The sequence below is a fragment of the Streptomyces sp. NPDC002536 genome, from assembly GCF_053594995.1.
Genome location: NZ_JBSFWU010000159.1, coordinates 1 through 10,906, shown reverse-complemented (window position 1 = coordinate 10,906; position 10,906 = coordinate 1). Strand labels below are relative to the sequence as shown.

The 10,906-nt window shown below is 71.1% G+C and carries 10 protein-coding genes and 1 pseudogene; 6 read left to right on the top strand and 5 right to left on the bottom strand.

The genetic code is table 11. The annotated features are described in order from the left end of the window. Positions 1–305: 305 nt before the first annotated feature. Together ACWD4B_RS33400 and ACWD4B_RS33395 are read right to left on the bottom strand one after the other, a co-directional pair. A complete protein-coding gene (locus ACWD4B_RS33400) occupies positions 306–1,805 on the bottom strand; it encodes an MFS transporter (RefSeq protein ID WP_451424291.1) in 1,500 nt (499 codons plus the stop codon). A 125-nt stretch (positions 1,806–1,930) separates the two neighbouring features. Next, positions 1,931–4,102 (bottom strand): FUSC family protein, encoded by a 2,172-nt coding sequence (locus ACWD4B_RS33395; RefSeq protein WP_451424290.1) that lies wholly within the window; start codon positions 4,100–4,102, stop codon positions 1,931–1,933. Between the two features lie 133 nt (positions 4,103–4,235). Here ACWD4B_RS33395 and ACWD4B_RS33390 point away from each other — a divergent pair, with 133 nt between their 5' ends. Both ACWD4B_RS33390 and ACWD4B_RS33385 read left to right on the top strand, forming a co-directional pair. Further along, on the top strand, positions 4,236–4,700 hold the full coding sequence (locus ACWD4B_RS33390; protein WP_451424289.1) for a universal stress protein: 465 nt from the start codon (positions 4,236–4,238) through the stop codon (positions 4,698–4,700). Between the two features lie 32 nt (positions 4,701–4,732). Further along, positions 4,733–5,761, top strand: coding sequence for an IPT/TIG domain-containing protein (locus tag ACWD4B_RS33385; protein WP_451424288.1), 1,029 nt, complete (start codon positions 4,733–4,735; stop codon positions 5,759–5,761). 39 nt (positions 5,762–5,800) lie between these two features. Here ACWD4B_RS33385 and ACWD4B_RS33380 read toward each other — a convergent pair whose 3' ends face one another. From ACWD4B_RS33380 to ACWD4B_RS33370, 3 genes are all read right to left on the bottom strand, one after another. After that, complete coding sequence (locus ACWD4B_RS33380) at positions 5,801–6,337, bottom strand: hypothetical protein (protein ID WP_451424287.1); 537 nt, start codon at positions 6,335–6,337, stop codon at positions 5,801–5,803. 135 nt (positions 6,338–6,472) lie between these two features. Then, entirely contained in the window at positions 6,473–6,856 is a 384-nt protein-coding gene (locus ACWD4B_RS33375) for an MmcQ/YjbR family DNA-binding protein (RefSeq protein ID WP_451424286.1), read from the bottom strand. A 55-nt stretch (positions 6,857–6,911) separates the two neighbouring features. Beyond that, on the bottom strand, positions 6,912–7,877 hold the full coding sequence (locus tag ACWD4B_RS33370; RefSeq protein ID WP_451424285.1) for an SDR family oxidoreductase: 966 nt from the start codon (positions 7,875–7,877) through the stop codon (positions 6,912–6,914). A gap of 142 nt (positions 7,878–8,019) precedes the next feature. On the opposite strand from ACWD4B_RS33370, the gene ACWD4B_RS33365 reads away from it, so the two are divergent. The 4 genes and pseudogenes from ACWD4B_RS33365 (at position 8,020) to ACWD4B_RS33350 (ending at position 10,772) form a co-directional block, all read left to right on the top strand. Continuing rightward, positions 8,020–8,406 carry an ester cyclase gene (locus ACWD4B_RS33365; RefSeq protein WP_451424284.1) on the top strand — a complete coding sequence of 129 codons (387 nt, stop codon included), beginning with the start codon at positions 8,020–8,022 and terminating at the stop codon, positions 8,404–8,406. Between the two features lie 134 nt (positions 8,407–8,540). Next, positions 8,541–8,720, top strand: a pseudogene (locus tag ACWD4B_RS33360) (HAD family hydrolase); the annotation flags it as partial. A 176-nt stretch (positions 8,721–8,896) separates the two neighbouring features. Further along, positions 8,897–10,165, top strand: coding sequence for a helix-turn-helix domain-containing protein (locus ACWD4B_RS33355; RefSeq protein ID WP_451424283.1), 1,269 nt, complete (start codon positions 8,897–8,899; stop codon positions 10,163–10,165). A 208-nt stretch (positions 10,166–10,373) separates the two neighbouring features. Then, positions 10,374–10,772, top strand: coding sequence for a hypothetical protein (locus ACWD4B_RS33350; RefSeq protein ID WP_451424282.1), 399 nt, complete (start codon positions 10,374–10,376; stop codon positions 10,770–10,772). Positions 10,773–10,906: the final 134 nt, after the last annotated feature.

Here is a 10,906-nt window from a genome sequence, read left to right as displayed (position 1 = left end):
ACGGGGCGCTCAAAGATCCGCCGGACGGGCCCCGGCGGGCGGCGGTCCCCCAGCTACCGCTGGGAGGTGCCCCCAGCGGCTCCGCCGCGTGGGCGCGACCAGGCGCCCCGTCAGGGGCGCGGGGAACTGCGCGACCAGCCCCCACCGGCCCGCAGCCACCGCACCACCCCAGGGGTCCGGGGCGAAGCCCCTGGGGGCACCCCCAGCGGTAGCTGGGGGACCTCGACTGCGGGAGCATCGTGGCTGATCGCGCCCACGCGGCGGAGCCGCATATGTGAACAGCCCCGCGCCCCTACGGGGCGAGGTCAATGCCCGCCCGTCGCCCGGAACCCCCGCGGCACCAGCAGCACCGCCAGCACGGCCACGGCGACCACGATCGCCGCGGAGACGTACGCCGTCGTGGTCAGCGCGTGGTCGAAGGCCTCGCGCGCAACGGCGAGCACGCGCCGGCCCGTCACGCCGCCCGCCTCCCGGGCGACCTCGGCCGCGCCGCCGACCGACCCGCGCGCGGTCTCCGCCGCGGAGCCCCCGACGGGCAGCCCGGTCATCCTGCTGCTGAAGACGGCCCCGTGGATGCTGCCGAGCAGCGCCACCCCGAGGGCAACGCCGAGTTCGTAGGCGGTCTCGGACACCGCCCCGGCCTGCCCGGCACGTTCGGGAGGCACGGACGAGACCAGCACCGACGCCGAAGCGGTGATCGCCAACCCGTCGCCGAGGCCCAGAGCCGCGAGGACGACGGCGACCACCGCATAGCTCGTCGGCTCGGGCGCGAGGGCGAGCACAAGGAACCCCGCCGCCAGGGCCCCGAGCCCGACGGCCAGCACAAAGCGCACCCCGATGCGGTGCATCAGCCAGGGCGTGGACAGCGATCCCGCCAGCATGGCGAGCGCGGACGGCACGGTGCGCAGACCGGCCTGCGACGGCGAATAGCCGTGAACGTACTGCAGCCACAAGGAGATCAGGAACAGCGCGGCACCGATGGCGAGCATCGCCAGCAGGGTGGCCAGCGCGGCCGCCAGGAACGGACCGTTGCGGAACAGCCGCACGTCCAGCAGCGGGTCCGCCAGGCCGAGTTGACGCCGGGCGAACACGGCGATCAGCAGCACGCCGACGACGAGCATGCCCAGATCCACGGGCCCGGTACCGCCCTTGGCGACGTGCTTGATGCCCCAGGCCAGGCAGACGATGCCGACGACGGAGAGCGCCGCCCCCGCCCAGTCCAGACCGCCGGCCTGCGGGGCCCGGAACTCCGGCAGCAGCCGGCTGCCCGCCGCGACGGTGACGACGACGACCGGCACGTTGACCCAGAACGCCGACGCCCAGCCGAAGCGCTCGACGAGCACCCCGCCGACCAGCGGCCCCACACAAGCCCCGGCCCCGGCGACGGCCGCCCACACGCCGATGGCGAGCGTGCGTTCCCGGTCGTCGGTGAAGATGTTCCGGATCAGCGAGAGCGTCGACGGCATGACCATGGCACCGCCCAGCCCCAGCAGCACACGCCCCGCGATCAGCTGCCAGGAGCTGTGGGCCGTGGCGGCCATGACGGAGGCCAGACCGAAGAGCACGAAACCGCCCAGGAACAGCCGCTTGCGGCCGAAGCGGTCGCCGACCGCGCCGGTGGTGACCAGAAGCCCGCCGAGCACCAGCCCGTAGACATCGATGATCCACAACTGGGCGAGCGGGCCGGGCCGCAGATCCTGGATGAGCGAGGGCAGGGCCACGTTGAGGATCGTGGCGTCCATGGCCACCAGCAGCAGGCTCGCGCACAGCACGGCCAGCATGGCCCAGCGGCCGGAGAGCCTCATGACACAAGACTGTGCGGCCCGCAGCAGGGCTTCGCAACCGGGAAGCCTCCGCGCCCTTCAGGGGCGCGGGGAACTGCGCGATCGGCCCAGGACGGCCCGCAGTCGACACACCACCTGCCCCGCCCCTACAGCGCGCGCCGCGCATCCCGCGCCACGCCTGTGAGCCACGCCTCGACGTCGGCGACGAGCAGCACCTGGGACGGCGCCGTCCGCGCAGCCCGTTCGACGGCGTGCCGCAGCGGCGCGGAGGCCGCGGCGGGGTACGGGTCCGGCTCCGCGGGACCGGCGGCGGGGTGCGTGCCGTCGGCGGCCACGGCACGGGCCGCATGGAGGCACTCGGTCGCCACCCGACCTGCCAGGTCGGTCAGTTCGGCGGCCGCCTCGCGCGGCAGCGGGCCGCAGGGCCTGCCCTTGCGGCCGCTGAGCAGGAACTCGCCGCCGCGCACCACGTGGTAGCCGGCCGCCATGGCGGTCTCCCACGAGGGGTCGGCGGTGCGGCGGCTGATGCGCTCGGTCCGGTACTGCACATAGGAGGCCTCTGCCAGGAGCATCGCGCGGCGTGCCGGGGCGAGCGGGTCCGGCGGAGTGTCACGCCCGTCGCACAGCATGCGGGCGACGGTCCGGCATCCTTCGGCTCCGCGGACGAGGAAGTCCCCGATGTCCCGCTGCAGTTCGCCGCGTCCGCCCTTGGGCCAGGCCAGCAGGCCGGCCAGGGCACCGATCGAGCCGCCGACCACGACGTCGAGGAGCCGCATGGCGGACAGGCGCCAGTCGGGCGGGGTGATCTGGGCGAAGACCAGGAGGAAGACCATCGTGAACGCCCCCTGGGTCCAGGCGGGTCCGAGCAGCGGCGCCACGCCGAAGCCGGCCAGGATGACGACGGGCAGGACGGCGGCGTAGAAGGCGGGGACGTCGCCGACCGACCGGACCACCACGGCGGCGAGCGCAGCACCGACGACGGTGCCGGCGAAGGCGGGCACCAGGGCGCTGCGGGTGTCGGCCGCGGACGTACGCATCAGGCTGAGGGTGGCCAGCAGCACCCAGAAGCCGTGCGCCAGGGCGAGTTCGCCCGCCACGATTCGCGCTGCGGCCAGGGCGAAGGCGACCCGCAACGCGTTCTGCAGGTGGACGGAACGGAACGTCAGGTGCAGCCGCAGCCGGTGCCACCAGCGGCGGCGGGCGGACAGCACGGCGTACGGGAACCGCCGTGCCGTGCGCTGCTGTTCCTCCTCCGTGGCACCGGCTGCGAGAGGCCGGCCGCCGAGGGCGATCCGGGCGGCCTCGGCCACCAGCCAACCGCCCTCGGCCGCCGCCCGCGCGACCGCGTCCTGGCGCAGCCGGGCGGGCGAGGCGCGCGCCGCCTGTTCGGTGCGCACGGCGTCGTAGCCGGCGAGGGCCGAGCGCAGGGCGTCGGCCCGCTCCCCGGGCATGCCCTCGCGCAAGGCGCGTGCCGCTGCGTGCAGGGCCGCCGCCGCATGGCGCAGCAGTGCCGCGGCGGCGGGGTCCGGCTCGCCGGCCGCGTCGGAACCGGCCAGCCGGTCGAGCTGGTTGCGCACCTGGCGGAGTCCGGCGCGGGCGTGGTTGAGGGCCAGGTCCCGCACGGAGGGCGAGGTGGGGCGCTCGGTCGGCGGCACCCGGGACAGGCGGGTCGCGTCACCGGTCCGGTGGGCCGCCGCGCGGTGCTCGCGCAGCTCCGCGTCGTCGTCGCCGTCCGCGGTTCCGTGGTCCAGCCGCCGGGCGGCCGACTCGGCGTAGCGGGCGGCGGCGGCCTCGGCGTCCGCGAGGATCACGCGGTACGGGACCGGCGGCGGTTCGGGCCACAGCACCCGCTGGGCGAGCACGGCGAGCAGGTATCCCACGGTGAGCCCGCCCAGCCGGTCGCCGAGGGTGTCCGGGGCGTAGGGCGGGAAGCAGGGCAGCACGTAGTGGAGCTGGAAGGCCATGCCGAGCCCGGCCGGGCGGGGGCCGCCCGCCTCGCAGTACGAGACGGCGAAGCCGACGACGACCATGCCGCAGGCAGCCGTCCAGGAGCGGACGGCGAGCAGGGTGCCTGCGGTGACGAGCGCCCAGCTCACCGGCAGCGCGGCGAGCAGCGTGCGGGTGCGCTCGCGGGCCGGCCCCGGGATCCGGCAGAACATGATCAGCGGCAGGGCGCCGAAGACGGCGTAGAGGGCGGCGACGGGGTTGCCGAGCCCGTAGAGGAACGCGCAGAAGCTGCCGTACCCGGCCACGAGGACCCACACGGCGCGCCGCAGGTGACCCGGTCCCTCCTGGCGCCACAGTTCCCGAGCGGCCATGTCGCGACCGTAGCCGATCAACGGAATCCGGTCCTCCGATGGATCGGCCGGATGACCGATACGGCGGGCCGGACCCCTTGCCTAGCGTGAAAAGCCGGGGCAGGAAATCCTGAGCGGAAAGGAAAGCGAACCGATGAACCAGTGCGTACGCCGCGTCGTCGTAGGAGTCGACGGTTCACGCGGCAGCCTCACAGCCCTGCGGAAGGCCGCGGAAGAAGCCCGGCAGCACCACGCCGCACTGCGCCCGGTGCTCGCATACACCTCTCCCGAAGGCGACTACGTCGACATGATGTGGCCACTGGACGCGGAGACCGCGCGGGAGCTGGCCCGCCGGGCGCGAGAGGACCTGAAGAGCGCCTGCCGCCGGGCACTGGGCGGACTGCCGGACGACGTGCCCTGCGAGCCCGTCGTGGCCCGCGGCCCGGCGGGGCCGCTGCTGGTGGCCGGCGCGGCCGAGGACGGCGACCTGCTGGTGGTGGGCGGCAGCTCGCACGGGCCGGTGCACCGGCTGCTGCACGGCTCGGTGAGCCTGTACTGCCTGCGGCACGCCTACGGACCGGTCCTGGTCGTACCGGCTGGAGCAGAGGTCAACGCGTAACGCACGGGCCTCTGTTGACGATGCCACGGAACATGACAAGCCGAAGAACGCGCTTATCAGCAGTCTGTGCCGCGGCCCTGCTCGCCGTGACGGCGGCCGGTCCCGCGTCCGCGTCGGACGACCAGAGCGGCGCCCCCGATGTGGCGGTCGCGATGTACGGCCAGGGCCCGTCGGGGCACTCGCCCGGGCAGATCTCGGTGCACTGGAAGTCCGTCGGCACCGCCGACGTCACAGGGGTCACCCACCTCACCCTCGATCTGCCGCCGGGCATGCGGATGTTCGACGTCGCCATGATGTACTCGATGCCCTACGACTACTCCTTCGCCGAGTCCCTCTCGCCCGACGGCCGTCATCTGGACGCCACGTTCACCGGCACCATGGCGCCGGGGCGGGACTACTTCATGAAGACGACGTTCTATGCTCCCCCGAACGCCCGGTCCGGGGTGGTCAGAGCGACGGTCGCCAACCAGGGCGACACCAACCCCTCCAACAATGTGGCGACGATGGCCGTCAACACCCCGCAGCCACCTGCGGAGACCCCTCCCGAGCCGGAGGTGACGGGCATCAGCACGTCCGCCGGACCGGGCACCGGCGGCACGGCAGTGACCGTCACCGGCTCTCATCTGGCCGACGGATTCATCCTGTTCGGCAATGACCCGGCCACCAACGTGTCCTGCACGGAATCCTCGTGCGTCGCCCAGGCCCCCGGCGGGGAGGAGACGGTCCCGGTCACCGTCATCACCCCGGGCGGGGCGTCCACCGCGGACGACGGCTTCACCTACAACGGTCCGCCTCCGGCGGCTCCTCCGGCGCCCGTGGTGACCAGGCTGACGCCGAACAGCGGGCCCGCCTCCGGCGGAGGTCACGTGTACGTGCAGGGCACGAACCTGGCGCAGGGCACCGTGCTCTTCGGCGACCGCCCGGCCCAACACGTCTCGTGCGGGCCGTCGTTCTGCAGCGCGACGCCTCCGGCGGGGTCGGGATCGGTGGACGTCACCGTCACGACGCGGGGTGGCCGCAGTGCGGCTGGGCCGGCCGGGCGGTACGTGTACGAGCCGTAGGGTTCCGCCGCTCGTCGTCCAGCGCCGGACGGACTCACGTCAGTCTTCGTCCGCGCTGGACAGGGCCTCGACGATCACGCGGGTGGCGAAGTCACGGTCGTCGGTGAGCCGGTTGATGTGCTCCGCAAGCAGGAAGGCGGTGACTTCCAGAGGATTCATCTCCTCCTTGGTCCAGAATCCGTACTGCTTGCGCCACAGACTGGGGCTCAGACCTGTGCCTGCGGCAACGAGCAGGCCGGCCATGGTGGGGATGGCCTCGGGGCGGACGCTCTTGGGCATCATGCGCATCGTGGCCACGAGGTTGGGCACCACGTACTCGATGACGTCCTTGCCGTGATCCTCGTAGGCCATCCGCAGCCACTGCATGAACATGTAGATGAGCGTGCACGCGCCGTCCAGTATGTCCTTGGCTCCACTGGGCCCCAAGGACGCGGTGAACTGGTCGGTCAGCGCTTGTTGTTCGGCATCGGTCTGAAGTCTGTCCTCGTAGACGGCCTTGAGCCGGGAGTCGATCAGCATGAGCGCTGCGCCCACGTCGCCGGCGGGAGCGTACTGGGGGTCGCAGGGCGATGACACGGGATTCCTCCTCGGCGGACCGTGGGCAGCGTGGCGCGTGCCCCGTACGGTAGCGCGCCGGTGACGCACGGGCCTGACGAATCCCGATGCAGGGCTTGTGGGGGGCCATACTCGGACCGGCCGTCCATGCCCGCGTCACCGTTCACGCGGAGATCGGAGCGTTTGCAGGCGTTCACGGGTGGTGCGGGGCAGGCCGGCAACGACGCGTTCCCAGGAGTGCTCGATCATGTCGGCGAGTTCGTCGTCGGGCACGGTGCCGTCCAGGACCACGGTGTTCCAGTGCCGTAGGCGCGCGTAGTGGCTGAGACCCACGGCCGGGTACTGTTCGCGCAGGTGCAGGGCGGTCTCGGGGTCGCTCTTGAGCGTCACCTGTTCCGGGCGCGAGGCATCGGCTTCCGTCAGGACGGCGAAGATCTTGCCGCCGACCTTGAACAGGGTCATCCCGGGCCCGGGTTCGCCTTCCATCGCCTCCGGCAGTCCCATGGCGAACTCCGCAACATCCCCCGGAGTCATCGGCATTGCCTCCTTCACATCGGTCCGGCGCGGGCCCCGGAGCCCGGGGCCCGCGTGGCGGTCAGCGGTAGTCGGCGGGGTCGGGAGCCTTGCCGGTGGTCATGAACTCCTCGAAGTACCGTGCGGGGTCCGGGGCGGACCCGTCGACGTCCGTGAACCCGTACTCCTTGGCCAGAGCCCCGGCGGACAGCGAACTGCCGCTGAGGCGCGCCATGTCGGGGTCGGCGGCGAGCGCGGTCACGGCACGTGCGACGTAGGCGGGGGTCTCGGACATCGCGAAGGTGGGGTCAACCTTGCAGCCGTCGCGCCAGTTCTCCTCGCTCACCCCGAACATCTCCAGCACCGCCTCGGTCCGCATGAAACCGGGAGTGAGGCTCACCGCGGTGCAGCCGTACTCGCCGGCCTCCTCGGCCAGGGCCTTGGCCATCCTGATCGGCGCGTACTTGGCCAGGTCGTAGTAGAACGGCGCACGGTATCGGCGGTTGAACTCCTCCGTACCGTCCGTCATCTCCACCACCAGACCGCCCGGCTGCCGGATCATCAGCGGCAGTGCGTAGCGGCTGGTGACGAAGTGGGTCTCGACGCCGAGCCGCCACATGCGCAGCCCCTTGTCCATGTCGCATTCCCACATCTTCTTGCCGTGCTCGACGAGGGCGTCGCCACCCCAGACGGCGTTGACGAGTACGTCCAGGCGCCCCTGCTCCCGGTCGATGCGCTCGATCAGCGCCCGCACCTGCTCCGGCTGAAGGTGGTCGACCACCGCCGCGATGCCCTGGCCGCCGGCCGCGGTGACCAGCTCGGCGGTCTGCTCGATGGTCTCCGCCGGACGGCCCGTCTCGCTCGCCCCGCCGTGTGTGGTGCGGCCGGTCACGTATACCGTGGCCCCGGCCCGGCCGAGCTCGACGGCCATGGCCCGGCCCGCGCCCCGGGTCGCCCCCGCGATCAGCGCAACCTTCCCGGCCAGCGGCTTTCCCTCGCCCATGCCCGTGCTCCCGCCTGTGGTCCTGGTGTTGTCCTGAGAAGTCATAGCGGAAGCATGGCCTCCATATAGGACAGGACACGTCCCATATCCAACTGACCGGCGACTCCAGGGGTATAGGACACGAATAGTCCTATACCGGTGCAAGCCTGTGCATACGACTTCACGAGGCACGGAAAGGCCGGCAGTCATGAGCAGCGACACGGACGTCAACGAGCTCGTTCACGAGTGGGTGGACGCCTACAACCACCAGGACTTCGACCGGTTCGGGGCGGTGTTCACCGACGACGTCGTCTACACCTGCGGGGCCTTCCAGCTCGCCTTCACCGGCCGCGATGCCTTCGTGAGCCACATCCAGGAGTACGCCGGCGCTGTTCCGGACCGGATGCTGACCCTCAAGCGCGTCATCGCCGAAGGGGACGCCATCGCCATCGAAACCGACTTCGCAGGCACCAGCTCCGGAGCGCACCCGGCCCTGCCCCCGGCCGGACAGCCCGTCACCGCCAGCTTCTGCACCATCCTCCAACTGCGCGGGAGCCGGATCGCTTCGCAGACCGACTACCTCGGCGGACAGTGACCCCCTCCACGAGACGCCTGCGGCGGCCACGGGCACGTGACCGCCACAACGACTCACCACCTGTGCTGGAAGAAGGGCGCTCAGCTCTGGACAGGCAGCGCCGAGCGAATGCTGGTCACCTCTAGGCCGACGACATAATCGAGGCAGTGGCTTTCGACGTTGGTGAGACCCTCATCGAAGATGACCGTGGATGGGGATCCTGGGCGGACTGGCTCGACATCCCGAGGCACACCCTCTCCGCCCTCGTCGGGGCCGTCGTCGCGCAGAGCCGGGACAACGCAGACGCCCTGCGCCTTGCCCGTCCCGGCATCGACCGGCGGATCACCACGCTCACCGACCTCCCGGTGCTGCTGGCGCCCTAGCCGCGTGGCCGCCAACGCGAGCTGTCCTGCGTCGGCCACGATGAGAGGCAGGGGTTCACAGGGCATCCCTGTTCAGCGGATCGCGCCTCGCTCTAGGCTGGCGCTGCCCGGACAGGAAAGGCTGGAACATGAGCGAGCACGTCGGCCAGCGCATCCGTGAGCTGCGCAAAATCCGTCAGATGAGCGTGCGGCAACTCGCCAACGCCGTCGCGATTTCCACTAGCGCCCTGCAGAAGTACGAGAACGGCACCCGCCACGTGCCACCCGGCATGCTGACCCGCCTGGCCCAGGCACTCAACGTCGGGCCGACACATCTCACGGGGCAGCCGTACCTCAACGGGGCCGAGACCGATACCCAGGCGCAGGCTGTCATTCCTGACCTCCGGCGCGTCCTGCTCAGCTACGACGACCCCGACGACCTGCTCGCCCCGCCGCGGCCCTTGCCGGTCCTGATCGCAGAGACCGAGCATGTGTCGGCGATGCGCCGGGACAGCAAGTACGTGCCCATGGGCCCACTGCTGCCGGGACTGCTCACAGAACTGACTCACGTGGCACTCTCCGACCGGCACTCGACGGCCCGACGGCCCGGCGCATCGCTCGAACAACAGCAGCGAGAGGCGTTCCGACAGCTCGCGATCTGCTATCGGGCCGTCAACTCGCTGGCACACAAGCTGGGATACCACGACCTGTCGCTCACGGCCATCGAGCGCGTGCAGTGGGCCGCGGACTGCTCCGACGACGGCCTTATGCAGGCCACGGCCGGATACTTGAAGGCCGGCGCCATGGTCCGCATGGGCAGCTTCGCCTCTGCGCGGCGGCTCCTGGAGGGGCTCATGGAAGAAGTGGAGCGGATGGCCCCGGAGCGTTCGCTGCCCGAGGCCCATATGGCCGTCATCGGCGCCATGCTGCTCAAGCTGGCCATCCTGGAGGTACGCGACGGGCATCTGGAACGCGCCCAGGGGCGGTTGGCCGAGGCCCGGTGGTATGCGGACAGGCTGCCGGGAGACACGCTCCACTACGAGACGAGCTTCGGCCCGAGCAACCTCAGGATCCACGAAGTGGCGGTCCTGATCGACTCCGGCGACACGGAGCAGGCTCTGGCGCGCATCCGCGAATGGGGCGCCGGGCAGGACCGCGAGGAGTGGGAACCGCCGGCCGACCTTGCCCGGGAGCGCTCGTCGCACCACTACATCGACGTAGCGTCCGCAAAGCTGGCAGCGGGCGACCGGAATGGCTCGTACCGCGACCTCGTACGCGCCAGGGAGATCGCACCGCACCACACGCGCTTCCACCCCACCGTGCGCAGCACAGCGGCCACGCTGGTACGGCTCGACCGGGCACAGCACGAGTCCCTCGCGGGTTTCGCCCGGTGGGCTGGGGCTCAACTGGCTCCGTAGTCAAGCGATTTACCCGAACTCCATCCGTACAGAATGTGCGCTCACGCGCACTTCAAAGCGACATGATCCCCTCACCAACCCAGGATGAGGGGATCACGCTGTGCCCAGCACACAATATGAGCCTGCAAGCCAACGACTCGCAGCAACCCTGTGGCTCGTCTCACGGGAACTGCGCCCGAGCGATGCCCGCGAGTCGTGGGAGAGGGGCATGACCGCCACACTCCGGGTAGGCCTGCACTTCGACGTCATCCAACTCCCCTCCGGAACCGTGGAACGAGGTATTCAAGGCATCAGGGACCGGGACGGCATCGAGAACCATTTCCGTGCAGCCAGCATCACCAGTGCTGTCATCGTCTCCCGCTCGCAGACCGCGTACAGCTTGCTCGTGCCACCAGGCACCTCCCGGGACTGGCAGGAGCCAGGCGCCAAGTGCGTCGGCATCGACCACCCAGTCAACTACCTCGGTGTGCCGGTCCCCACGCGCAGGGAACCACCAGGCGCGTACTGGCTCCTGCCCGCACCGGAAGACGACCACATGCTGTGCGACCCGGCGAAGGTCCGCACGCTCATCGGCAAGGCTCGTGAGCGTCGGGGCCGGACAGGATGATCAAGTTCTGTTCGTGGTGCAAGGAGTCCGTGCCCAAGGCCGCACCGATCGACGTCATCGAGGGCGACCAAGTGGCCAGGAAGATCTACGCTTGCGCCGAGTGCTGCGAGAAATACCGCCTCTTGCCACTGGGC

Bases quoted from the DNA above. Each gene is read 5' to 3' on its own strand.
- ACWD4B_RS33400 (WP_451424291.1), bottom strand. From the start codon at position 1,805: ATGAGGCTCTCCGGCCGCTGGGCCATGCTGGCCGTGCTGTGCGCGAGC.
- ACWD4B_RS33395 (WP_451424290.1), bottom strand. From the start codon at position 4,102: ATGGCCGCTCGGGAACTGTGGCGCCAGGAGGGACCGGGTCACCTGCGG.
- ACWD4B_RS33390 (WP_451424289.1), top strand. From the start codon at position 4,236: ATGAACCAGTGCGTACGCCGCGTCGTCGTAGGAGTCGACGGTTCACGC.
- ACWD4B_RS33385 (WP_451424288.1), top strand. From the start codon at position 4,733: ATGACAAGCCGAAGAACGCGCTTATCAGCAGTCTGTGCCGCGGCCCTG.
- ACWD4B_RS33375 (WP_451424286.1), bottom strand. From the start codon at position 6,856: ATGCCGATGACTCCGGGGGATGTTGCGGAGTTCGCCATGGGACTGCCG.
- ACWD4B_RS33370 (WP_451424285.1), bottom strand. From the start codon at position 7,877: ATGACTTCTCAGGACAACACCAGGACCACAGGCGGGAGCACGGGCATG.
- ACWD4B_RS33365 (WP_451424284.1), top strand. From the start codon at position 8,020: ATGAGCAGCGACACGGACGTCAACGAGCTCGTTCACGAGTGGGTGGAC.
- ACWD4B_RS33355 (WP_451424283.1), top strand. From the start codon at position 8,897: ATGAGCGAGCACGTCGGCCAGCGCATCCGTGAGCTGCGCAAAATCCGT.
- ACWD4B_RS33350 (WP_451424282.1), top strand. From the start codon at position 10,374: ATGACCGCCACACTCCGGGTAGGCCTGCACTTCGACGTCATCCAACTC.